The sequence below is a fragment of the Limosilactobacillus secundus genome (genome assembly GCF_020784695.1).
Taxonomy (GTDB): Bacteria; Bacillota; Bacilli; order Lactobacillales; family Lactobacillaceae; genus Limosilactobacillus; species Limosilactobacillus reuteri_F.
In genome coordinates, this window is sequence record NZ_JAJGUA010000045.1 from 26,040 (window position 1) to 48,116 (window position 22,077).

Annotated in this window: 27 protein-coding genes and 1 riboswitch; of the genes, 20 read left to right on the forward strand and 7 right to left on the reverse strand. The window is 37.1% G+C overall.

Going from position 1 to position 22,077, the window contains the following annotated elements; all coding sequences use genetic code 11:
• Positions 1–37: 37 nt before the first annotated feature.
• The 11 genes from LMB57_RS09195 to LMB57_RS09245 all read left to right on the forward strand — a co-directional run bounded on the left by LMB57_RS09195 (position 38) and on the right by LMB57_RS09245 (position 8,181).
• Positions 38–1,057 (forward strand): HesA/MoeB/ThiF family protein, encoded by a 1,020-nt coding sequence (locus LMB57_RS09195; protein ID WP_229271776.1) that lies wholly within the window; start codon positions 38–40, stop codon positions 1,055–1,057.
• On the forward strand, positions 1,054–1,551 hold the full coding sequence (locus LMB57_RS09200) for a MogA/MoaB family molybdenum cofactor biosynthesis protein (protein ID WP_229271777.1): 498 nt from the start codon (positions 1,054–1,056) through the stop codon (positions 1,549–1,551). The genes LMB57_RS09195 and LMB57_RS09200 overlap by 4 nt, the downstream gene beginning before the upstream one ends.
• On the forward strand, positions 1,541–2,758 hold the full coding sequence (locus LMB57_RS09205; RefSeq protein ID WP_229271778.1) for a molybdopterin molybdotransferase MoeA: 1,218 nt from the start codon (positions 1,541–1,543) through the stop codon (positions 2,756–2,758). Before LMB57_RS09200 ends, LMB57_RS09205 begins: the two co-directional genes overlap by 11 nt.
• Positions 2,737–3,228 carry a molybdopterin-guanine dinucleotide biosynthesis protein B gene (gene mobB / locus LMB57_RS09210; protein ID WP_229271779.1) on the forward strand — a complete coding sequence of 164 codons (492 nt, stop codon included), beginning with the start codon at positions 2,737–2,739 and terminating at the stop codon, positions 3,226–3,228. Before LMB57_RS09205 ends, mobB begins: the two co-directional genes overlap by 22 nt.
• Entirely contained in the window at positions 3,225–3,797 is a 573-nt protein-coding gene (locus LMB57_RS09215) for an NTP transferase domain-containing protein (protein WP_229271780.1), read from the forward strand. Before mobB ends, LMB57_RS09215 begins: the two co-directional genes overlap by 4 nt.
• The gene (locus tag LMB57_RS09220) at positions 3,787–4,071 is read left to right on the forward strand and encodes a hypothetical protein (protein ID WP_229271781.1); all 285 of its coding nucleotides are present in this window, start codon (positions 3,787–3,789) and stop codon (positions 4,069–4,071) included. Before LMB57_RS09215 ends, LMB57_RS09220 begins: the two co-directional genes overlap by 11 nt.
• Positions 4,072–4,221: 150 nt before the next feature.
• Positions 4,222–5,280: a sensor histidine kinase gene (locus LMB57_RS09225; RefSeq protein WP_229271782.1), complete on the forward strand. Its 1,059-nt coding sequence runs from the start codon at positions 4,222–4,224 to the stop codon at positions 5,278–5,280.
• The gene (locus tag LMB57_RS09230) at positions 5,273–5,926 is read left to right on the forward strand and encodes a response regulator (protein ID WP_229271783.1); all 654 of its coding nucleotides are present in this window, start codon (positions 5,273–5,275) and stop codon (positions 5,924–5,926) included. Before LMB57_RS09225 ends, LMB57_RS09230 begins: the two co-directional genes overlap by 8 nt.
• Before the next feature lie 95 nt (positions 5,927–6,021).
• Positions 6,022–6,294, forward strand: coding sequence for a hypothetical protein (locus tag LMB57_RS09235; protein WP_229271784.1), 273 nt, complete (start codon positions 6,022–6,024; stop codon positions 6,292–6,294).
• A gap of 5 nt (positions 6,295–6,299) precedes the next feature.
• On the forward strand, positions 6,300–7,268 hold the full coding sequence (locus tag LMB57_RS09240; RefSeq protein ID WP_229271785.1) for a hypothetical protein: 969 nt from the start codon (positions 6,300–6,302) through the stop codon (positions 7,266–7,268).
• Positions 7,269–7,272: 4 nt separating this feature from the next.
• Positions 7,273–8,181, forward strand: coding sequence for a polyprenyl synthetase family protein (locus LMB57_RS09245; protein WP_229271786.1), 909 nt, complete (start codon positions 7,273–7,275; stop codon positions 8,179–8,181).
• 59 nt (positions 8,182–8,240) lie between these two features.
• On the opposite strand, the gene LMB57_RS09250 is transcribed toward LMB57_RS09245, so the two are convergent.
• The 3 genes from LMB57_RS09250 to LMB57_RS09260 are packed head-to-tail and all read right to left on the reverse strand — an operon-like array spanning position 8,241 to position 10,125.
• Positions 8,241–9,434 carry a nitrate/nitrite transporter gene (locus LMB57_RS09250; protein WP_229271787.1) on the reverse strand — a complete coding sequence of 398 codons (1,194 nt, stop codon included), beginning with the start codon at positions 9,432–9,434 and terminating at the stop codon, positions 8,241–8,243.
• Positions 9,435–9,478: 44 nt separating this feature from the next.
• Complete coding sequence (locus tag LMB57_RS09255; protein WP_229271788.1) at positions 9,479–9,724, reverse strand: MoaD/ThiS family protein; 246 nt, start codon at positions 9,722–9,724, stop codon at positions 9,479–9,481.
• Positions 9,724–10,125, reverse strand: coding sequence for a molybdenum cofactor biosynthesis protein MoaE (locus LMB57_RS09260; RefSeq protein ID WP_267493693.1), 402 nt, complete (start codon positions 10,123–10,125; stop codon positions 9,724–9,726). Before LMB57_RS09260 ends, LMB57_RS09255 begins: the two co-directional genes overlap by 1 nt.
• A gap of 130 nt (positions 10,126–10,255) precedes the next feature.
• Between LMB57_RS09260 and LMB57_RS09265 the strand changes: the two genes are divergently transcribed.
• From LMB57_RS09265 to LMB57_RS09275, 3 genes are read left to right on the forward strand one after another with little or no spacing between them, the layout of a single operon-like run.
• Positions 10,256–10,705, forward strand: coding sequence for a flavodoxin family protein (locus tag LMB57_RS09265; protein ID WP_229271789.1), 450 nt, complete (start codon positions 10,256–10,258; stop codon positions 10,703–10,705).
• The gene (locus LMB57_RS09270) at positions 10,698–11,693 is read left to right on the forward strand and encodes a FecCD family ABC transporter permease (protein WP_324255239.1); all 996 of its coding nucleotides are present in this window, start codon (positions 10,698–10,700) and stop codon (positions 11,691–11,693) included. Before LMB57_RS09265 ends, LMB57_RS09270 begins: the two co-directional genes overlap by 8 nt.
• A complete protein-coding gene (locus LMB57_RS09275; protein ID WP_229271791.1) occupies positions 11,690–12,466 on the forward strand; it encodes an ABC transporter ATP-binding protein in 777 nt (258 codons plus the stop codon). The genes LMB57_RS09270 and LMB57_RS09275 overlap by 4 nt, the downstream gene beginning before the upstream one ends.
• Before the next feature lie 58 nt (positions 12,467–12,524).
• Here LMB57_RS09275 and LMB57_RS09280 read toward each other — a convergent pair whose 3' ends face one another.
• Positions 12,525–13,544 (reverse strand): ABC transporter substrate-binding protein, encoded by a 1,020-nt coding sequence (locus LMB57_RS09280; RefSeq protein ID WP_229271792.1) that lies wholly within the window; start codon positions 13,542–13,544, stop codon positions 12,525–12,527.
• 136 nt (positions 13,545–13,680) lie between these two features.
• Between LMB57_RS09280 and LMB57_RS09285 the strand changes: the two genes are divergently transcribed.
• The 3 genes from LMB57_RS09285 (at position 13,681) to LMB57_RS09295 (ending at position 16,724) form a co-directional block, all read left to right on the forward strand.
• Complete coding sequence (locus tag LMB57_RS09285) at positions 13,681–14,640, forward strand: hypothetical protein (RefSeq protein ID WP_229271793.1); 960 nt, start codon at positions 13,681–13,683, stop codon at positions 14,638–14,640.
• A gap of 9 nt (positions 14,641–14,649) precedes the next feature.
• Positions 14,650–15,087 carry a hypothetical protein gene (locus LMB57_RS09290; RefSeq protein ID WP_229271794.1) on the forward strand — a complete coding sequence of 146 codons (438 nt, stop codon included), beginning with the start codon at positions 14,650–14,652 and terminating at the stop codon, positions 15,085–15,087.
• A 971-nt stretch (positions 15,088–16,058) separates the two neighbouring features.
• Positions 16,059–16,724, forward strand: a complete 666-nt coding sequence (locus tag LMB57_RS09295; protein WP_229271795.1) for a Crp/Fnr family transcriptional regulator — start codon at positions 16,059–16,061, stop codon at positions 16,722–16,724.
• Positions 16,725–16,903: 179 nt separating this feature from the next.
• Here the strand turns inward: LMB57_RS09295 and LMB57_RS09300 are convergent, their stop codons facing one another.
• Both LMB57_RS09300 and LMB57_RS09305 read right to left on the reverse strand, forming a co-directional pair.
• Complete coding sequence (locus tag LMB57_RS09300; protein WP_229271796.1) at positions 16,904–18,790, reverse strand: DUF6933 domain-containing protein; 1,887 nt, start codon at positions 18,788–18,790, stop codon at positions 16,904–16,906.
• Complete coding sequence (locus LMB57_RS09305; protein WP_003663603.1) at positions 18,791–19,096, reverse strand: hypothetical protein; 306 nt, start codon at positions 19,094–19,096, stop codon at positions 18,791–18,793.
• 116 nt (positions 19,097–19,212) lie between these two features.
• Positions 19,213–19,318: riboswitch (TPP riboswitch) on the forward strand.
• 58 nt (positions 19,319–19,376) lie between these two features.
• On the opposite strand from LMB57_RS09305, the gene thiM reads away from it, so the two are divergent.
• Genes thiM through thiE form a run of 3 tightly spaced genes read left to right on the forward strand, consistent with a single transcriptional unit; the run spans position 19,377 to position 21,644 of the window.
• Entirely contained in the window at positions 19,377–20,186 is an 810-nt protein-coding gene (gene thiM, locus LMB57_RS09310; protein ID WP_229278209.1) for a hydroxyethylthiazole kinase, read from the forward strand.
• On the forward strand, positions 20,179–20,997 hold the full coding sequence (gene thiD / locus LMB57_RS09315; protein WP_229271800.1) for a bifunctional hydroxymethylpyrimidine kinase/phosphomethylpyrimidine kinase: 819 nt from the start codon (positions 20,179–20,181) through the stop codon (positions 20,995–20,997). Before thiM ends, thiD begins: the two co-directional genes overlap by 8 nt.
• On the forward strand, positions 20,994–21,644 hold the full coding sequence (thiE, locus tag LMB57_RS09320; RefSeq protein WP_229271799.1) for a thiamine phosphate synthase: 651 nt from the start codon (positions 20,994–20,996) through the stop codon (positions 21,642–21,644). The genes thiD and thiE overlap by 4 nt, the downstream gene beginning before the upstream one ends.
• 139 nt (positions 21,645–21,783) lie before the next feature.
• On the opposite strand, the gene tnpA is transcribed toward thiE, so the two are convergent.
• The coding region (gene tnpA, locus LMB57_RS09325) for an IS200/IS605 family transposase (protein ID WP_229278044.1) at positions 21,784–22,077 on the reverse strand (294 nt) is incomplete at its 5' end.

A 22,077-nucleotide genomic window follows, 5' to 3' on the forward strand; every position in this document is an offset into this window, starting at 1 on the left:
TACCTATATTTTTGAACTAAATGAGGTGCTAATAGCCATGAATCGTTATGATCGTCAAGAAAGGGTACACCAAATTGGTAGTGTTGGTCAGCAAAAAATTAGCCGTGCAACGATTATGATTGTCGGTGTAGGAGCATTGGGAAGTTATACGGCCGAGCAATTTGTTCGTGCCGGAGTTAAAAGACTGGTCTTAATTGATCCTGACACTGTTGACGTAACTAATCTTCAGCGTCAGTCGCTTTTTACCGAAGAAGATGCTAAACAACAACGACTTAAGGTCGAAGCAGCTAAAGAACATCTACATGAAATTAATTCAGTATGTCAAATTATTGCGATCCCGGCACCGATTACTGCTGACCTTATTGATGAATACCACTTTACCCTTTGCTTAGACTGTCTGGATAACTATCAAGCACGTGATTTATTAAACAAATTAGCAATTACCAAAAATTTTGATTATCTATTTGCAAGCTGTGCAGGAACCTATGGGAATGTAATGGCAATTTCACCGCAAAATCATCCTTGTCTGAACTGTCTTTTTCCTAATATCAATGAACTAAAACAAAACGATTGTGATTTAATTGGGGTTAACACTGCTTTAATTCCGATCGTAGCGGGAATGCAAGTATCCTTAGCGCTTCAATATCTGGTTGATAAGGCACAGGTTAACTTTAATGAATTGGTCACTGTTGATAATTGGTCAATGCAATTTAGTAAGTTTATTATTAATAAAAATAGCCATTGTTCCGCTTGTGCTAATCCTAGCAGCATTTCTTTGGCGGAAGAATCAACACCAGAATTACATATGTTATGTGGGGAAAATGCATACTATACGGTCAAAGAGAAATCTATTAATTTTAGTAGACTTAAGGACTTTTTAGCTAAAAAAGAGCTCTTAATTAACGCCAATCGATTGTTCCTTCATTTTAAATGGGAGAATCGTCCAGTAAGTTTATTCAAGAATGGTAAGATTATTATGTATGACTTACCCACTGCGGCGATTGCCCAGAAACAGTTTAAGTCGTTAAATACTTTGATGAAAGAAGACCTATCATGAAAAACGTCGCAATTTTAACGGTTAGCGATAGCCGAACACTAAATACCGATACTTCTGGAAAATTAATTGCTACAAAAATGGCTAATGCTGGCTTATCAGTAGTTGATCGGGTAATCGTTAATGATGATATCGTTAATATTCAAACAGCCTACCTTCAATTAGAACAGCAGGCACCTGATATCATTATTACTAACGGCGGAACGGGAATTGCCCAGCGTGACGTTACTATTCCAGCTATTCGTCCACTCCTCAAACGCCGAATTCCTGGTTTTGGAGAAGCGTTTCGCCAGATATCCTTTACCGAAATCGGTACTCGGGCCCTTGCATCACAAGCATTAGCCGGATTTAACTACCGTAATCAGCTCACCTATTGCTTACCAGGTTCCCAAAATGCCTGTCAAACAGCACTAGATAAGCTGATTTTACCAGAATATGAACATTTATTATTTGAAAGCAGTTCTCAACGAAAGGAAGTTCATCATCATGCTCACTAGAAGAACACCAATCTCAGTTGCCGAGGCACAGAAAAAGATTAACGAAATTCCCCTTAAAACAACTACCGAAACAATTCCCCTATCAGAGGCTAACCATCGGATTTTAGCTGAGGATGTCCATGCTCATTATGACTATCCTCATTTTCGCCGAGCAGGAATGGATGGTTATGCCATTTTAGCCAGCGATGATCATGATTTTCCCCGTCAGTTCAATGTCCGGGGAGAAATTCAAGCCGGTGCAACTTGGGATCAACCATTACAAGCGGGGGATGCGGTCCGAATTATGACTGGTGCATATGTCCCTTCTGATGTAGGAAAAGTAATTCGAATTGAAAAAACGCGGCCCGCTAAAGATGGAAATAAGGTTCAAATTATTACGACTGAAAGCAAGACTAACATTACGGAAGCCGGTACTGATGTAAAACGCGGTGATATCGTTTTAGCAAAAGACCAGGAAATAAATCCCGGTGGTCTAGCAGTCTTAACAGCTTTTGGTGTTCAAGAAGTAACAGTTTATAAAAAACCACGAATTGCAATTATCTCCACTGGAACTGAATTATTAGGACCTAATGCCACAATTGAGCCGGGAAAGATCTTTAATAGTAATGGCATTATGCTAAAAAATCTGGTAGAAGAAACTGGTGGGATTGTTGATTTTGAAACCCAATTACCAGATGATGCTGATCTTATCAAGCAGACCCTTGAAGAACAAATGGCAACTCATGAAATTGTAATTACTGATGGTGGTGTTTCAGTTGGTGATTTTGATTTTATTGGAGATGAGGCACGTAAAGCTGATGAATTGCTTTTTAATAAGATTAAACAACGACCAGGCAGCGTTACGACTGCCTTTGTTCAAAATAACACGTTAATAATGGCCCTTTCTGGAAATCCAGGAGCTTGTTTTACTGGCTTTTACCTTTACATGGAACCGCTGATTCGACGTTATCAACATCAAGCAAGCCGAATTAAGCAAGTACGGGCAATATTAGCTGCCCCCTATAATAAAACAAACGGGTTCGACCGTTACCTTCGTTGTACTTATGAATTCAAAGACAATCAATTTTATGTTTATCCAAATGGAATCAACCGCTCCGGCTCATTAGCTAACCTCCAGACAACAACCTGTTTAGCACTGATTCCGCATAGTACTACTCCAATGAAGGTCGGAACGGAGACAGACGCATGGCTATTACCCTTCAAATAATCGGTCATAAAAAAAGTGGCAAGACTCTTATCACTACAGCCTTAATTAAAAGACTTTCAAAAGAAGGATATCGGGTAGCAGCTCTTAAGCATGATGCCCATAATGATGCAATGGATGTGCCAACTACTGACAGTGCGAGAATGAGTAGCGCTGGAGCTAAACAGGTTATTTTACAATCTGCGACTGAATTTTTCTTTCATCAAAAAAGTAATGTGCCGTCTTTAACGGAAATGGTTGAGTTATTAAGTGTCGACAATGATTTTGTCTTGATTGAAGGTCATAAGGAAGCCACTCAATATCCGCAAATTTTATTATTAAAGCCTGGCGAAGATCCTACCAATATTGCCCCTATTCCACCGCTTAAAACAGGTAGTATCTTTAGGGGAATAAATGCGGACTTACTAGGAAAAGACGTAATTGTAAATTGGTGTTACGACTATTTAAGACACAGTAAAAGGAGGATAAGATGATTGGACTAGTATACGCAGGCGGTAAATCTAGCCGGTTTGGTAAAGATAAAGCTACTTATCGTGTTCCCGGATTACCAGCTACTAATGTACAGTTAGCAGTCGAGAAATTAACGCCCCTTTGTCAGCGGATCGTTGTTTGTGCTAATGAAATAAATCAAGCACATATAGTAAAGTTAGTTGGCCAGGTACCAGCTGTGCAGATTATCTGTGATATTCCTCCTTACGACTGCCATGGTCCCCTCTCAGCAATTATTGCTTGTACTAACCAATTTTCCATTGCTCAGGATTATTTAACCCTGGCTGTTGATTATCCATATATCACCAAAAACTCACTTGCCGTTCTTGCACGTACATCTAGTTCTTATATTGCAACAAGTCAGCACAATCACTATTCATTAGCTCATTTTTCAATTAGCAATGAACAAGTTACTACTTGGGTTGATAATAATGACGACTGGCGATTACGTAGTTTTATCACTAATAAGTGCGTGTGCCACCCCCTTACGTATCGCTCAAGTAACGAATTTTCAAATTTAAACTATCGTGAGGTCGATTTAAATGAAAAGTAAAGATTCAATGACAAATCCTGATTTTCAAAAGCTCATTTCCCTTGTTTTAAATGACTTAACAATTAGACGAACAATGCTAGAAAATCGGGAACAAGAAGTAAACCAACAAATGAGTTCGCTGGAAAAAGATGCGGAGTTAGAACAACTGGACGACCAAATTCAACAGATTCAAGCTGATTTTGATCATTACCGCGAATTTCAGGATCCGGAATTTGATTTTAGTGCAACCAAGTATTTCCAGGGACCATCGATGGGATTACCACGACATTCTTAAAACTCAGACGGCAGGGCTAAAGAAGCAGAGCTTTTCTTAGCCCTGCCTTTTAAGTGGGCCAGCGTTGCTTCTACCTAAAGAAAGCGTTATTATATAAAATAGGAATATTATGATGACAATTGGGGAATTTTATTGGGGAGGAAGCAGATCGTGCTTGAAACAGCTAATTGGATACAAAAATATTTTAATCAATCACCAGATGCAATCTTCTTATTTAAAAATGATGATCTTTTAGTTAGTAATGAGCCGGCACAGCGGTTAGTTACTATGCTTAATTTAGATATTAATTACCTACTGCAAATTGGTAAAAATGCTTGGTCACAACTAGAAAATGATGATTGTGCTTCATGTTTGATTAAAAAGCGGTTAATGGGAGCTACAGTTCCGATAACGTTTCACTCCAATGCTACTCATCCTTTTCATTTTTCAATGGTTTATCGTCCTCTTGCCGATAAAGAAAATGTCTTTGCCCTGACTCTTGAAAATCGTGAGCAACAGCAACGCCTTTCTCAGGTTGAAGAGCACCGAATTCTCAATCAATACGTAAATGAAGCACACGAAAAGGAACGGCAAAAAATCTCACAGGATCTTCACGATAGTGTTGCACAGGGAATCTATGCAGCAATAATGGGTATTCAAAGATTAGCAACAGTTCAAAATCAAAGGGACCCTGAGCAGTTTCAATCAATGAGTGCTGCAATTGAAAAGCAGCTACAAACGACTCTTAAAGAAATTAAAGAGCTCGCTCTTGATATTCGTCCCTCAGTTCTCGATAATTTTGGCTTAATTCCGGCAATCAAAGCTTTAGCGAAACGTCTTCAAAACAGTACAGGAATCACAATTGACGTTATAGCCCTTACCTCTGCCGAAAAACTGCAAAAAAATATTCAAAATGTTCTTTACCGAATTACACAAGAGGCAATTAATAACGCAATTAAGCATGCTCATTCAACAGAAATAAGTATTATTGTTACGAACCATAATAGTTACCTTCAGTTAGAGATTCTTGATAATGGTACTGGATTTGATATTGATCAGCATAGTGGATTTAATGGGCATTCACTTGGATTAATGAATATGAATGAACGCGTTAAGGCATATAACGGAGCCTTTACAATTACATCAAAAATTAATAAGGGAACGACAGTCAAGGTAAAGTTTCCCTATAATAATGCTTTAAATAAGGATATGGTGAGAACAAATGTATAACGTTTTAGTTGCAGACGACCACGCAATTGTTCGCTCAGGAATTTCATACTTAGTCGATCTTCAACCGAATTTTACGGTGGTTGATGGGACAGCGAGTGGAACTGATACATATATTCGAGTTGAACAAGGCGGAATTGATATCTTAATTATGGATTTAAGTATGCCCCCTGGCGAAAATGGCCTAATTACTACTCGTCGAATCCATGATAAGTTTCCCAAAGTTAAAATTATCATTCTCTCGATGCATGAAGAACAGGAATATATCAACAAGGCAATGGCAAATGGCGCAATGTCTTATATTTTGAAAAGTTCACCAGATATCGAAATTGTTAATGCCCTAAAACATGTTATAAATGGCGAGAAATATCTTGATGCAAATATCATTGTTAGTAAGACAGATATTAAAGAAATAAATGCATCTGGCAACACCTTAAAACTAAAAGGCTACAATAGTCTTTCAAAAAGGGAGAAAGAAGTTTTTCCCCTCATTGCTTTAGGGTATTCAAATAAAGAGATCTCACAAAAGATGTTTATCTCAACAAAGACAGTAGAAGCACATAAAGCAAATATTTCGCGCAAACTTCATTTACATGGTCGAGTTGAGCTGGTACAATATGCTATTCATCACCATTTAATTGACTTTTAACTAGCGGGGATTCTGAATTAGGAAGAATCCCCGATTTTATTTATTTCGATGTTTTTCTACAATAAAGAAAATACGCTTAAAGGAGTGGATTTCTAATGGCTACGAACCTCAGTCGGGATGATGAATTACGAGGAATTCTTAGTGATATTGCTCGCAAACGCTTTACTAATAGTCGACAAGTTAATCCTGTTTCTAACCTATTTTTAACAACTAAATACGCCATTGAAAAACAATATATTTCTGGAGCAGTTATCGACGCATCATTTAGTTCAACATTAGCAGAGATAAATTTAAAAAATGCTGTTTTAACTGATCGCGGTCGTAATAAGCTTGCACAACTTCTTGCTCAATCAACAAAGGAGAATTAATTAAGATGGACATTCAAAATAAGCTAAAACGAGATTACGAAAATAAATCGATCTATACTGCAGGCTTTTACGCAGATCCAGATAATGAACTTGCAAATCGTAGAAAATTATTTGATGCCTTAAAATCATTAGTCGAGAATCAAGAAGCAACAACCCCGTTTGCCTTACAAATCATGCTTACAAATGGTGAAATTAATGTAATGCCCCTCGGCCTTGTTGATCTTGATGAACTTAAAAAATATGAAAATGAACAACGGTCCAAGCACGGTCTAGATGAACATAACGATGATATTCCTCTTCTAATTCAATATGCCCCTCATGTAGAGAAAAAAGAAGTGGTTAAAAAAAGAATAGGCACCGTTCAAGATCTTTTCACAAACTTTAATGAACAAATTGAAAAAATATGGCAAACTGTTAAGGAATTTATGCAAGATAATTTTGCTTTACTAATGATTATCGAAAAGGATTTGATTGCAGATAGTCAGAATGTGATGCAAGAGTATCAGATCACTTTTTCTAAGATGACTGAGGCGGAACGAAAAGAAAAGCTGGGATTTAGTGTTCCAGAAAATGAAATTAACCAATTCAGCCACTATATGGCTGATATGCATGAAGTTCAAGCAATCGTATTATCTGCGGGAGCCTTTGCTAACCATGAGCTTCTTGGTAAAAATTCCTTTACTGAAATGATAAGCGATAATATTCGACGGAGTACCCTCTTTTGGGTTCTTGATAATACCTTCTACGAAATTTATTACTATTTCTACATGAGCAATGACAACGAGAAGCTACATAAGCGACTTAAACATCAACGAGAAGCTCTTATCGTTAATATGCGTAATGATGCTTTTCACCGTGCACAAGAATTTACTGAGAAGCAAGTAAAAAATGTTGATTTTAATGAGTATTTCAGTGATATCTTCATCCCCGTTGCTGGACAAATAATTGCTGAAGTAAATAAATTTAAGGACTGATACTGTGAATTTAACGCCAGATGAACGGTTGGTAGATGCATTAACAACCGTTATTTATCAATATCCACCAATGGTTCGCGAAATGATTAACTTGAGTACTGGTGAAGAAGAACGGCGGCTAAGGTTGTCGCTTTTTGAGGCTTTTAGTTATTTCAACGAAAAAGATCTCACAATTGATCAAATTACAGCTGCTCAACTACCAGAACTTTTGGCATTAGCGACTCATTTGAATCCTCCTTCTTTTCAGCCAAATAACCTAACTCCTGGGGAATTTGCTAGTCAAAAGGCGTATTCATACGTTGCAAACTACTTAATGAATCGCTTTGTCCGTTCGCTAAGGACTGTGGGTAATCCTCCTCAGGTAATTGAGGAATTGACAACTGACGCTGGGGATGTGATGCTATCACAGATTCAGCGACTACAATTTAACTATAATCAGCAATTTAAGGTAGCTGACTATTTAGCAGATGTTAAAGCACGATGGGGATTACTTGGAGCAATGACTGCAAAACAAAGTGCCGTCCTTAGCGGAGCAGAAAAGGAAATTGTTTCACTTGCAGGACAAATTGGTCAAGCCTTTGGCACTGCTAGTTATATTACACATGAGTTTCAACAGCTTAGTAATGACCCCGACTCGTTTGTAAAGATGATAACGAGTGGTCAGTATCCCCTGGCACTTTTATTCGCGCGCCAACAGAATCCACAATGGTTTAGTAATTTCTTCTCTTCAGATCATCGTCCTTCACAAGCGATGTTTAATCAAGCTTATGAATTATCGTTGAAACAGCTTCATGAGGTCAAACAATTGACTGCTGATATCTTCTCCCAGTTAATTCTTGATATTAAAGTATTGCCAGCTGGTCAAACTCAGGATGAATTGTTTAGATTAGTTGAAAAATTAAAAAAAGAATAATTTAAAACTAAAAATGGAGATTAAGGAAGAATTATCCTCATCTCCATTTTTTCAATGTATTATTTAACGATGTGAACATCACCATGAATGTAATGTTTCCATAAAGCAAACCAGCAAATTATCCCAGTTAATGCTAAGAGCGTAATTCCAAGTTCATAACTACCTGTCCATTGGTAAATATAACCAATAATTAGTGGTGGAAAGAAGCCTCCTAAGCCACCGACAGCTCCAACGAAACCAGTAACTGCTCCCGTATTACCTTGGGATACATATGGAACCATTTTGAAGACAACCCCGTTACCGATTCCTGCAGAAAGACCAACCAGAACAATCCCTGCGATAAACATGAATTGATTATGAAAACTAAGCATAATCCAAATAGCAAAAATAACGATTGCTACAAAGACCCATTGTAATAATGCCATTGGGCGTTTTCTATCGGCAAGGTAACCACCAAATGGACGAACTAACGTACATACAAAAGCAAATAATGCTGAATAAAGGCCGGCAGTAACAGGAGTATAATGAAACATCCCTGTCAAGAACGTTGGCGTTAAGTTTGTAAATGCAACAAATAAACCGAAAGTCAAGAAGTAAAATAGTGATAGATACCATGTTCCACTGTCTGTGGCAACAGACAATGCACCCTTAATCGTTTTACTTTTATCAACTGGCATTTCCTTACAAAAGACTGCGAAAAGAACACCAAAGATTACTGTGAGAATAATCAAAAAGTAGTAAACACTATCAAATCCCGCTGCCTTGGAAATATAAGGTAAAGTCATGGCAGCCACAGCATTTCCCATGTTCCCCATCGAAACGATCCCTAGGGCTAGTCCTTGCTGTTCTGGCGGAAACCAAACTGAAGCATAAGAAACCCCAACAGCAAATGATGTTCCTGACATCCCAACAAGCAATGCGGCAAAGAGCAACATTCCGAATGAATGGACATGCGGGATCATGATTAGTGGAATCAAAATAAAGGCCATTAAGATCAAATAAACTTTTTTACCGCCGTAACGATCACTTAAGATCCCCACTGGAATTCGCATAATTGATCCTAAAAGGACTGGCGTTGCTAATAACAACGTTCGCTGCGATACATCCAAGTTAAACATCTCAGCGACCTGGGATGCAAGTGGCGCAAAGTTAGACCACGACATAAAACAAACAATCATTGCAAGCGTGGAGAGGATTAATGCAGTATAAGCATTTCGCCTACTCCCATGAGCAACATCTTTAACATCTGACATAATCAAGTCCTCCTATTGTAGTTCTAACTGTCTTCTAGAATACTCTAGCCACCACTAACCGGCGGAATAATTGCGATCTCATCATTGGCTTTTAAGCTAATTATCTCTGCGTTAACAAATTCTTGATTAAGCGCTATCCGCGAATTTGCTAAAGTTGATGTCAGTTGCGGTGCCCGCTGGCTAATTTGCTTAAGAAGGTCGTCTACTCGAATAGGGTTAGCAATGTCAAGAGTAATAGATGGCCCTAACTGATCTTGTAAAAACGCAAACAATTTAACGTTAATTTCCATTAGTTTCCCCACCTTACCTTATCTGTATCATATTCCTTTTTCCAAATTGGTACTTCATGCTTAAGTGTATCAATCACATGTTGACACCATTTGAATGCTTCTGCACGATGCGGAGCCGCCACACCTACGAATACCGCGATATCAGTAAGCGCTAATTCGCCAGTCCGATGAGCGACAACAACGCGTCCTCCTTGTTTTTCAATCGGTGCTGCAATTTTTTCTAATTGTTTTTCCGCCATGGGATGATAAGCTGAATACTCAATCTTAGTAGTCTCGATCTTGCCAGTCCATTGACGAACAGTGCCGACAAACATATCAATTCCTCCGTACTCTGGAGCGACGAGCTGTTTATACATCTCACTTACATCAATGGGTTCATCGCTTATTCGTAAATAATGCAACAATAATCACCCGCCTTTATCATGCTTATTATTACACACGATAATAGTTCTTTAGAATTAGTCAAATCCCTAATAATAGGATTTTTAGCGACTTGTTATACTAGCATTTGAATGAAAGGATGATTAATCAATGAATACTTTAATTCTCTACGATACACTCTACGGTCATAACTTCGAATTAGGAACCTTTATTCATCAAACTATCCTTCCATCTGCCAGTTTTCTTTCTTTTAAGGAGGACTTCCAAGTAAAATTAGATAGGATTGACTTGCTTATCCTCTGTCCTTGTACTTATGGTGAAGGACAACTGACAGCATCTGAAGAAAAGTTCTATAATTATCTTTGTCAGTTTTCTGTCCCAAGGCTAATTTACTATATTGCAGGTGTAGGAGATAAAAATTTTGGTTCAGCAAAATTTGCTAACGCAGTAAATATTTTTGATCACCAATTGCGTCAACATGGTGCCTCACCGTTAGCACCCTCATTAAAAATCGACTATGAAGACCTGCCAACTGCTCAGCAAACAGTTACTGATGAACTCACTAATTTCTTAAGAAAAGGAAGAGATTCTAATTACTAAGCATCATTATCACCTAACACTTTTTACCGCATTCTTATTAGTTATTATTGCAGTAGTTCTCGCTCTTTCTTGTGGGCGGATCTATTATTCACCAATTATGATCATTCAAACCCTCTTGCACCCGCAAAATAATCCAGTCGCAGCAAACATTATTTTTAACCTCCGTCTTCCTAGAATCACCGGCGCGCTATTAGTTGGCGCTGGTCTAGCAATGGCTGGCTGTTCCTTTCAGAGTGTTTTTCATAATCCTTTAGTCTCACCTGATATTTTAGGGGTGTCATATGGATCGGCCGCCGGAGCTGCTAGTGCAATTCTCTTAGGCTATGGCATTGGACTTACTCAACTCTTTGCTTTTATTGGTGGGATTATTGCGGTTAGCTTGACTTTATTGATTGCCCAAATCCTTCATCAGCACGGAACCTTAATTCTAGTATTAGCCGGAATTGTGATTTCAGGATTTATGCAAGCATTGGTTGGATTATTAAAGTATATTGCTGATCCGGATTCACAATTACAAAGTATTGTCTACTGGCAACTAGGTAGTTTAGCAAAAGTTGATTTTTCGAATATTATCGCTGTCCTTCCCTTTTTGATTGTAGGTACAATAATTCTATTTATCCTTCGCTGGCATATGACAATTCTTTCACTTGGTAGCCAACAAGCACGTCTAGAAGGAATTAATGTGGATATGGAACAACTACTGATAATTACTGCCAGTACGTTTTTAACCGCTGCAACAGTTTGTCTTAGTGGAAATATTGGCTGGATTGGGCTTGTGATTCCGCATATTGCTCGACTTTTAGTTGGTGATGATACAAAAGAAACTCTTCCCCTTGCAGCAGTTATCGGTGCACTCTTTTTGTTAATTGTCGATACAATGGCTCGATCTCTATCGGCAGGGGAAATCCCATTAAGTATTCTAACTGGCTTCATTGGAGCACCCCTATTTGTTTACATTCTAGTTAAGAAGAAGGTGCAATTAAATTGAAAGTCCTCGAAGTTAATAATCTTAGTTTTGCCTATTCAAAAACACATCCGGTCTTTCGCAACGTTAACTTTAGTCTCGAAGCTGGAGAGGTATTTACTATCCTTGGCCCTAACGGTGTTGGAAAATCAACGCTTCTCCACTGCTTAGTCGGACTTTTAACACCAAATGAAGGAACCGTAATAATTGATGGAAAAGAGCTTGGGACTGTGAAGCGCAAAACGCTTGCCCAACAAGTTGCCTATGTTCCTCAGGATTATCATGTTAATTCCAATCTCACAGTACTTGATTATCTATTAACTGGTCGTGCACCTTATCTTTCTTTTCTCCAAACTCCGCATCAGAAAGACGTTCAACTTGCTGAAACCTACTTACAACGTTTTTATCTTTCGTCTCTTCGTGATCATTCTTTTATTTCATTAAGCGGCGGCCAGCAACAGCTAATTACGATTATTCGAGCCCTAATCCAAGAACCACGCTTGTTAATTCTCGATGAACCGATGGCTGCCCTTGATGTAAGTCGACAGTACGAAATATTAAAACTAATTCAAGACTTAGCTCAGCAAAAAATCACCATTATTCTTACTACCCACCTTCCAGATCATGCTTTAATGCTACCGACTACAATCGGCCTTCTTGATTCAAAAGGTTCCATGCTTACCGGATCGTGTGAGGAGTTAATGACAACTGAACAGCTAGAAAGGATCTATCATGTTCCACTAACTCTTACTTATCTACCTGATCTTCAACGATATACTTGTCAAATTAAGCTCTAATTAAAAACATCCCCTTGCTTTGGATAATTAATATCCAGTTTAGGGGATGTTTTTTATGCTAATTTTCACCAGCTAAAATTTGCTTTGCTTGTTTAACTGTTAAATTGTAGTGGTAGTATTTTTGATAAAATTTTTGAACTTCAGAGACCATGTTAATATTCTTCATTTCTTGGGGATGAAGAGTCTTTGCTGCCCATAAGACTTGCAGTGCTTCTTCCGCGCTATAACGATCCCATGGGAAGGTCCCTTGAGGATTTCCATATACTTTGTTTTCGCGCACAGCTTTTAATTGACTTAACTGACTATTAGCACGTAATGCTTTTCGTGCTTGGGTAGTAGACGTACTACCAACGATAATTACATCTGGATTCGCTTTAATTAATTCTTCAGGCGTAACTGAGATTTGATTTCCCTTTTTAGGAATAGCATTCTCTCCACCTGCTAGTTTAATCCACTCGTTAACAATTGTTCTTTGCCCGTCAACCTTGGTAAGATCTGTTGAATTAACAATATGAAGAACCGTTGGCGTCGATTTTCGGCTCTTCAAATTTTGCTTAACAAGATTAATGTTGTTTGTTAATTCCTTGTTGTATTGCCGAGCAATTCTTGGAGAACTTCCGCCTAAAACATTTGCAGTTAATGTAACTGACTTCTTTAACCCAGTAAAATCGGTATACATTGCGTTAACTGTTGGTAATTTTGCTTGACGGGATTCCTTTATTTGAGCTTGATCAGAGGCAATTACAACGTCCGGTTTTGTCCTTGCCAATTCTTCAACTTGAATTTGATTACCTGCTAATGGTGCAGCAACTTTAGCAATTTTTGGATCTACCACTGTGAACCAATGTTGCTTCTTAACAAGAGGTGTTGTGGCGACCAGCTTATTTTGTCCTCCTAATAACAAAACAACCTGATTATTAGCATGCCATAAGTCAGCAACGCGGTTAACCTTCTTTGGGATCTTTATTTTTTCCCCTGTCATATCTGTTACGGTTCTTGTTGAACTGGCTATCGCCGAACTGCTAACAATACTACTAAACAGTAAAAAGATTGCTAAAAACTTCAATAATTTTTTCATTATGATCTCCTCTATTTTATTATCCAAATTTAATTATAGGCGAGTTAAATACAAATAAAATAAGGTTTTTTATCTAATTCCCTAATATTTTCTTACCTGTTTTCGTACTAAAATCAAAGAAAATGGAGGAATATTTATGAAGCGAGATCTTAAATCAGCAGTATACAAACACCTAAACTTTGTTAATGATTTTCAAAATTTCTTTGATTTTCCGGATTTTCGTGAAATGAGACCAATTATCCGCGAAGCAGTTCAGCAGCTTGCTAAAAATAGCTTTTCGCAACCAGTCCTACCTGTTAAGATCGAGCATCAAGCACTTGTAATTGAACAACAATTAGAACGCGAAACTAGAAAATATCAGCAACAAGGTGGTTTCTATTCTAATCAACAATCTGAACTCCATAATTTGATTCGACTCTATACCAATCTATTACAGACAATTAGTAAACGTGAAATCATTGACCAAGAGATTGAAGATGTTATTTACGCTGTTAACCAAACTCGTGAAAGTCTCCGTAAACTAAAAGGGCTTGAAGGTTCTGGTCCTTTGTATGAGGACAATCAAGATAAAGAACTTGTGCCAGGAACCTTTTATGATGTTGTAACACGACAACTAATCCGACCTTACTTGTTAAATCCACAGGGAAAGATGGTTCCGAAAAACGTTAATTACGAGGGACGACAATTAGTAATTCAAATGATTACTTATTGCTATCGTGACTGGGATTCTTACCTTACCCACCAATATGATGAGCAATATAACATCAAAAATGAACGTGGTCTGACAAGCAACGAGTATTATGATAAATTAGAGGAAAATGAACTGAAATATGCTGATCATGCCTATGCTGAAGTGATTGCAGATACGTTTAACGAATTTAAAAAAATTTTTGTCCCCCAATATCTTGCCACTCTTGATATTATGTCAACTAACATCGAGAAAATTCTCATCCAATATCCTCGTCTCCGCTTGCAGCTTAATCAAGTAATCGCAAATAATTTCAAGCTTGATGCCCATGGGAAAATGCACGTGATGGATGAACCGCTTCAAGATATCAAAAACAAGTATAACTACTACCGTGAAAACTTTAGTTAGGAGATTATAATGAAGCCTAAAATTACACCTGAAATGAAGCTAGGAACAAAAGAATTTGAAAATACTATGTTTATGCTCAATATAGCGCCTTATGAAGAAAATATTAACCGTTTTGCGTTTCAAGGTAACCTCATCCCAGAACGCCTAGACGAGGTTGCTTGGTTCTTACCAGTATACCTTTCAACTGATTTTAACCTCTTCTTTATTTTTGCTCCAAACGTCAATAATCGTTGGGCTATTAGTTGCTCACAAGTTCAGATTGAGAATAATAATCAAATTACAGCAATGAGTGAGACGGTTCCAACTGGCCTTGGCTTAAATGCAGTAAATGAATTGAGTCCTAGTTCCGCAATTGAATTGGTAGCTTATTTAAAAACACTCGAAGTAAATGGATTAGGTTACTTTGACGAAGAAGTTGGGAAAGAAGAAAATGTACGTCTTCAATAAATAATAGATTAGATAGCCGATTTTTATAAAAGGGGACTGTGACATAAGTTAAGTTACTTTTATAAAAAGCAAATACGCAGTACAACAATGGCCTCTAATGTCCGGCAAAACCGAACGTTAGAGGCCTATTGTTGCTTGCGGGGGCTCGAAAACGAAGTCACAAGTGACTTCTGTCTCGCTCCCCATCATCTACTAAATATCTGATACCAACAATATGTTTACAAAGCAATATTAATCTCTTAACACTAATAAAACAATTTACAATCTCATATATTTATTTCGAACTTTTATTAAAAAACCACCCATAAATTCAAATCATATGATGATTCGAATCCCTAATAACGCGCTTTATTATAAATAATCAAATAAAACAAGTATTCGCGAAGTGATTTTTGATGGAGCACCTTCAAATCCATCAAAAATCTTCCCTAATGAAATTTAGACATCTTTTTATCAACTATAAATAAAAATCAATTTAGAATGTAACCTTACCGAAAGTAATTTTGTTAATGTAGCGCTATTAATCATAAACTACTTTATATATTAAAACTAACAATCATTTTATACGCATATTACAAGTTATTTAGTACGGTCGAAGGAGTATTATGAACTGTATTCAAATACTCTAAATTTATTTTTGGGGTAAACGTATTATCATTTAAGAATGGAGTTAACATTTTAACTAAATTGATTATTTTATAGTATTCTTTAAGAATAAGTGATATCAAAAAGCCTATATCAATTCATTCTACCCGTAGGTTTTCTAATAAAAATACTTAGTAAAGATTAATCAACTCCTCTTAATTATTTTTAGTTTTTTTATTGCTTTTTCTACTCTCTTATCGCATAATGTGCTGTACATAGCTGTTTAAAACATTCATTTTTATATCCTATGATAATTATAATTCATTAATAAATTCAAAAAAATGATAGGCATCAACTTTTGAAATTTTAATAAAGGAATAATAGCTATGAAAAATAAAGATTATATACATCGTGTCCCACTATTTAATGATTTATCTAATGAGGGTAAAGAGTATCTTAAAAGTTTACTACATCATAAAGCTTTTAACAAAGGAGATCTTATTTTTTCACCGAATTCACAAGATGAGCTAATTATTGTTATTTTAGGTCAAATGAAAGTTTATAAGTTGAATAAAGATGGAAAAGAACATATTATCCGAATTATCGGCGCTGGAGATTACGGCGGAGAAAATTATTTGTTTGATCTGCAAAATACAACAGTTTATGGGATAGCTCTAACTAAGACTGAAGTATGCATTCTTTATAAAGCAGATTTTCACAAATTATTAAAAATAGACCATCAAGTTGGCCAAAATCTTTTAAAATTAAACGCTCAAAAATCAGTTGAATTGGAAAGACAAGCGGAATTACTATCTTTTTACCGCGTTGATATTAGATTAGCAGCCTATTTAGAAGACCTTTATAACGTTGCTTATAATGAAGAAGAAAATTCCATTACCCTCCCAATGTCATTAAAAAACCTTGCAAGTTATTTAGGGACTAGTGCTGAAAGTCTCTCCCGTTATTTTAGGGATTTTGAAACAAAGGACTGGATAGAACGACATCACAGAAAAATTATTATAAAACCAGCTTTTTGGGAGCAGTTTAAGTAGACCTTATTCCCAATAACATAATTTTAATAGCTATTTACATCCTGAATGTTGACATTAACTATAATTTGACATTGAAATAGAATGAATTTTGAAGAATTTTTGTCATTCAATTGATTTTAAGCTCTTCATAAGCAAAAAGATGGCGACATCGAGAACTTTTTCTCACGTCTCCATCTTTTTTATATTTCTTCTACTTGTTTATATAGCTTTGAGATCACTTTTGGTGGTAAATTACTATTTTCAAGAAAATCTAGCAACTCATCACGGTTAATTTTTCCCACTTGAATTCCACTAATAATCTCACTTGACAATTTAGGGGCTTCCAAATTAATTTCCATTTCAGACACTAGTTTAGCAATATTTTTGGTCCTTAACAATTCATAATTAGACCATCCCCGGTTCCATGGACGTCGGATATTTGTAGCAGTTAATGCTAAGATTTTAATCAATGGTTCATTAGCTTTATCCGGTTTAACACTCAGGCCGTGCTCCTCGTTTAAGAATGTAACAACCTTATTAATTGCATCATTTACGCTTGCTAATTCAAGCCCATAATCACTCATTTTTAATTGATAAAGTGATAAGAAAGCAGCGCCTTTAAGATCGTCTCCAGATAATCCATATTGGTTTGCAAGCAGTTCTTCTAATTCTTGTTGATAGTTGCTAATGTTTGTAAATGGATTAAAGTTGTTATCAACTAAGATTTCTTTTTCTGGAATATAGTATAGCAGTCCCTGCTGATGTTTATAAAATGAAGGAAGCCTATTCTCATCTTTAATAAGAAGTGGACTAAAAATGAAAATTTCAGGAGCAATATCAACATTCTTAAATTCTTCTTTAAAATCAATAATGCAGTATTCCATCGTCATTTCGTCGAATTTATTTTGAATATATTGCTCAAATCGTTCTTTATCAATTGTGGGATTTTGAGAATGAATAATTTGGTAAGCTTGTTGTGCAGAAATAAGACCATACAAAGCAATGAATGATTTAAGATATTCGTCAAGCATTTTATCAGTTTGTGGACCAAATACTGCTGGAAGCTTCTCTGATTCACTAAATAATGAAGCGAGAAAATCCCCTATTACTTGATCATTATCTTCATCAAGATCGACAGGGTCTTTTTGCGTATATACAATAATGTCATCGTATTCATTATCACTAAGGATATCTTGATTTTTCAAGTACTTTGCTAGTTTTTTCAACGAGGCCTTAATATTCGTTCGTTCTGTTTTTCCTACTCCGTGAAATTCCAGTTCATCAACACTAGTTTGAATATCAAGATTAAAAATAGTGCTCAAACGATAGGCGACCCATTCATTAAGATAAAATTGCAAGTTATCTCGATAACGGCGAATAGTTCTAGTACTAGAATTACGCTTAGCATCAGCAAGGAAAAGGTCTAAGAGTTGATTATTTGCATCTTGGATTTGTTGAATTGCATTATCAACACCATCGGCAGTAAGTTTTTCTCCATCTAACTGACTTAATCTTCTTAACTTATTAGTAATTTCTTTTAAGTACAATTCTTCTAAATTTACGTGTTTAATGTTAAAAGGTTGAGCCATTTCGATTATCTTAACCGTCTCGCCTTCACCAACATAAATTCTACCCTTTTGTTGTACCTTTTTAACCAATGATTGTGCTAAGTCTACTTCATTGACTACGGTTTTGGCTTGTGGCTTTATGACATCTTGATAAAAATTAGTTATAGTTTTTATTTGTAAAGGGTGAACTGTTTTACCGATTTGCCAATCCCCGCCTGTGGCTAAGTAATCTGTCAATGATTCGGCAGACAACCCTAATTCTTGCCAAATTATTGCTAGTTGTTTCTCAAAACGTTCTTTAATCGTTTGCTTATTTTTAGCATTTACGTCAAATAAGACGATTGCCATGGTGGTAGCATCATTTAAGAAAATTATGTTCTTCTTGCGTTTAGCAGTATAGTAAGTAGCATGCCACGAAAAAAGCGGATTAGCTAAGACCATGGCCATATTTTCTTCGCTCGTTGCTTGTTGATAAGTATTAAATAGCTTCTGTGCTCGCCTCTCAACGTTAATAAACACTTAGTTTCCCCCATCTCTTTTCGTAATCATTACATTTCCATCTTCTGGGTTTCCATAGACTTCATAAGCACCGTTCAACTTAATTTCTCGGTAGTCTTGTCCAGCATAATTCCCCTTAATCGTATATTTTCCATCTGGTAAGGTGCCAACAGGTTGGAAGAGCTCTGGCACTGGCTTTTTATCTGTGACGATAATCTCAAATTCGCCGTCTACTCCCCCGTTGCTAAATGTCAATTTTTGACTAGTATCATCGTTTATAATGACAACTTCAGCTTTATCAGTAGTTTGACGTATTTCTTCTTCCATTTCTAAATTCTCCTACTTTTTTATTTATTACATTTTACAATTATCATTCCCATTTTGCCAATTATCTTTATTGATATTCATAAAGAATAATTTGCGGTATACTATTAATAGACAATTTATTGCATTAGGGGTGCCCATAGTGCTGGGCTGAGATATGCAGTGATGCATGGACTCTAGAACCTGTAAGTTAACACTTGCGTAGGAAAATGCACCGGACTTTAATACTCAAAGTAGGTGTATCTCCTACCTTGAGTATTTTTTTATTTAAGGAGCTAATTTTATGGTACAACGTCAAATTAACTGGTCACTAATCGATCGGGTTCGTGCTAAAAATCCGATTGTCCTTAACCTGGCCAATTTAGTAACAATTGATAAAGTTGCCGATGCCGTTAGTGCTGTCGGAGCGTCGCCAATCATGTCTGTTGAGCCCACTGAAGCAGATGAAATGGTAACGCTGGCAAATGCCCTTTCTATCAATCTCGGAACAATTAATGAGCATCAGGCAACACAAATTAGGACGATTTTGCAAGCTGCCACGCCACTAAAGCCCCTCATTTTAGATCCAGTAGCGGTAAGTGCGGTTCCATCCCACTTAAAGTTTGCCCACTCATTGCTAAATGCTTTTCATTTTGATGTTATTCGTGGTAACGCCAGTGAAATTGCTGCTTTAGTAGAGGCTGACAATACTAGCCATGGAATCGACGCCGGTAAAGTTCCTAACCAGGTTCAAATTGCCGAAACGTGTGCTCGACGTTACCATTCGATTGTAGTCTTGACTGGTGAAACCGACATAATAACTGATGGGCAAGTTATCTATGAAAATCCCTTTTCTGCTGATATGTTAACGATGAATGTGGGTAGTGGCGACATGCTTTCTAGTATCATCGCTGCATTTTTAGGGGTCACTTCTAATACTTGGGATGCTTGTATTGTTGCAACGGTTTTGGTATCTGCCGCTGGAGTATTAGCTAACCGTTATTCAGTCGGACTAGGTTCGTGGCAAGTACAATTTTTTGACCAGCTTTCGATTATGGATACAAAAGCATTACTAGAATTCTTTGATGAAAGTGAGGAAGATTACCTTGATTAATGATTATCCCCAGGCCCTAACAATTGCTGGAACTGATAGTGGCGGTGGTGCCGGTATTCCAGCGGATATAAAGACGCTGCAAATGCGAGGAGTATATTCAGCAATGGTAGTCGTAGCAGTCACAGCTCAAAATACATTAGGAGTGCAAGATGTCCTGCCAATGCCTGAAAAATTAATTGATGAGCAATTTGCTTCAATTGCTGATGATTTAAAAATTAGGGCTTGTAAAACGGGGATGCTGGCTGATCCTATCCGTGTAAGAGCTGTCGTCCGAAATTTAAAGAAATATGATTTAGGCCCACTTATTGTCGATCCAGTCATGGTAGCAAAAGGGGGCGCAAAGTTACTTAGTGATGATGCAATTTCAATTGTAAGGGATGAACTTATCCCCCTCGCCTCGCTGGTTACGCCAAATATTCCAGAAGCTTGTGAGTTGACGGGAATCGCAATAAAGGATAAAAATGATATTAGAAAGGGTGCCCACGAATTACAAAAGCGCGGAGCAAAAAATATTCTCATAAAAGGTGGCCATGCAGAATCTTCAGACAAAGCTGATGATTATATTTTATTTGAAGATGGTAATGATATGTGGTTAACTGCGCCTCGTGTTAATACTAAAAATACTCACGGAACTGGTGATACAATTTCTGCATGTATTACTGCGGAAATTGCTAAGGGTCACTCCATGGAACAGGCGATTATGATTGGGAAGACATATGTTGAAAAGACGATTAGCAAGGGTATTAACGTTGGTCACGGTCATGGGCCACTTAATCACTGGGTTAAAATTGAAGGAGACGATCTAAAATGATGTTTGATCCAAAAATGTTACAAGTATACTTAGTTGGCGGAACACAAGATGTTCATAATGATGTTGTTAAATTTCTCGAAAAAGTGGAGCTAGCAATGAAAAGTGGTATCACTGCTTTCCAATATCGAGAAAAAGGAAATTCGAAGTTACGGCCTAATGAACGAGTAGACTTAGGACTAGAATTACGGACCTTATGTACGCGCTATGGAATCCCCTTGATTGTTGATGACGACTATGAATTGGCCCAGCAAATTAACGCTGATGGAGTTCACGTTGGTCAAAATGATACCAAAATTGAACAAGTATCTGTCGCGGTGGGTCATCAGATGTTCATCGGCTATTCTTGTAATACACCAGAACAAGTTGAACGTGCTAATGCAATGAACTTTGTTGATTACATTGGTTGTGGCCCTGTCTTCCCTACAAAATCAAAGCCGGACGCTGATACTGCTATTGGTATTAATCGCCTTGAACGTTTAAATATGATCAGTGAACGTCCTGTAGTAGCAATTGGGGGCATTAATGAAGAAAATATGAAAGTTGTTCATGACACTGGAGTTGCAGGACTAGCAGTTATTTCATTAGTATTTGATAGCAAGGATCTTGCAACAACTGTAAAGGAAATGAAGAATTTGTATAAATCATAACCACCCGTCAAACGGGTGGTTTGCACATCGGCTATAAGCCGATAATAAAAGCCGGCGTCTCAAGGCGCTGGCTTTCGCTTTGCTCAAGCCAAAATGCTCTGACTACTTTGCCACCGCTTTAAGCGGTGTTTGTACTACTTCACTTACCCTTAAAAGGGTCCGAATATTCCACACTTGTTAGCTTATCCATTGCTATATCATGTTTCTCTTGATCTCGGATATACTTCTTTATCGTGGATTCATTCAATCCAACTGTACTTACGTAGTAGCCTTCAGCCCAAAAATGTCGGTTCCCATATTTGTATTTTAAGTTTGCATGTCGATCAAACATCATTAATGCACTTTTCCCTTTTAAGTATCCCATAAACTGCGATACACTTAGCTTCGGCGGAATACTTACTAACAAGTGCACATGATCTGGCATCATATGACC

What these genes read in the sequence shown, in the direction of transcription:
- LMB57_RS09195 (WP_229271776.1), top strand. Translation starts at nt 38, where the DNA reads ATGAATCGTTATGATCGTCAAGAAAGGGTACACCAAATTGGTAGTGTT.
- LMB57_RS09200 (WP_229271777.1), top strand. Translation starts at nt 1,054, where the DNA reads ATGAAAAACGTCGCAATTTTAACGGTTAGCGATAGCCGAACACTAAAT.
- LMB57_RS09205 (WP_229271778.1), top strand. Translation starts at nt 1,541, where the DNA reads ATGCTCACTAGAAGAACACCAATCTCAGTTGCCGAGGCACAGAAAAAG.
- mobB (WP_229271779.1), top strand. Translation starts at nt 2,737, where the DNA reads ATGGCTATTACCCTTCAAATAATCGGTCATAAAAAAAGTGGCAAGACT.
- LMB57_RS09215 (WP_229271780.1), top strand. Translation starts at nt 3,225, where the DNA reads ATGATTGGACTAGTATACGCAGGCGGTAAATCTAGCCGGTTTGGTAAA.
- LMB57_RS09220 (WP_229271781.1), top strand. Translation starts at nt 3,787, where the DNA reads ATGAAAAGTAAAGATTCAATGACAAATCCTGATTTTCAAAAGCTCATT.
- LMB57_RS09230 (WP_229271783.1), top strand. Translation starts at nt 5,273, where the DNA reads ATGTATAACGTTTTAGTTGCAGACGACCACGCAATTGTTCGCTCAGGA.
- LMB57_RS09235 (WP_229271784.1), top strand. Translation starts at nt 6,022, where the DNA reads ATGGCTACGAACCTCAGTCGGGATGATGAATTACGAGGAATTCTTAGT.
- LMB57_RS09240 (WP_229271785.1), top strand. Translation starts at nt 6,300, where the DNA reads ATGGACATTCAAAATAAGCTAAAACGAGATTACGAAAATAAATCGATC.
- LMB57_RS09250 (WP_229271787.1), bottom strand. Translation starts at nt 9,434, where the DNA reads ATGTCAGATGTTAAAGATGTTGCTCATGGGAGTAGGCGAAATGCTTAT.
- LMB57_RS09255 (WP_229271788.1), bottom strand. Translation starts at nt 9,724, where the DNA reads ATGGAAATTAACGTTAAATTGTTTGCGTTTTTACAAGATCAGTTAGGG.
- LMB57_RS09265 (WP_229271789.1), top strand. Translation starts at nt 10,256, where the DNA reads ATGAATACTTTAATTCTCTACGATACACTCTACGGTCATAACTTCGAA.
- LMB57_RS09280 (WP_229271792.1), bottom strand. Translation starts at nt 13,544, where the DNA reads ATGAAAAAATTATTGAAGTTTTTAGCAATCTTTTTACTGTTTAGTAGT.
- LMB57_RS09285 (WP_229271793.1), top strand. Translation starts at nt 13,681, where the DNA reads ATGAAGCGAGATCTTAAATCAGCAGTATACAAACACCTAAACTTTGTT.
- LMB57_RS09290 (WP_229271794.1), top strand. Translation starts at nt 14,650, where the DNA reads ATGAAGCCTAAAATTACACCTGAAATGAAGCTAGGAACAAAAGAATTT.
- LMB57_RS09295 (WP_229271795.1), top strand. Translation starts at nt 16,059, where the DNA reads ATGAAAAATAAAGATTATATACATCGTGTCCCACTATTTAATGATTTA.
- LMB57_RS09305 (WP_003663603.1), bottom strand. Translation starts at nt 19,096, where the DNA reads ATGGAAGAAGAAATACGTCAAACTACTGATAAAGCTGAAGTTGTCATT.
- thiM (WP_229278209.1), top strand. Translation starts at nt 19,377, where the DNA reads ATGGTACAACGTCAAATTAACTGGTCACTAATCGATCGGGTTCGTGCT.
- thiE (WP_229271799.1), top strand. Translation starts at nt 20,994, where the DNA reads ATGATGTTTGATCCAAAAATGTTACAAGTATACTTAGTTGGCGGAACA.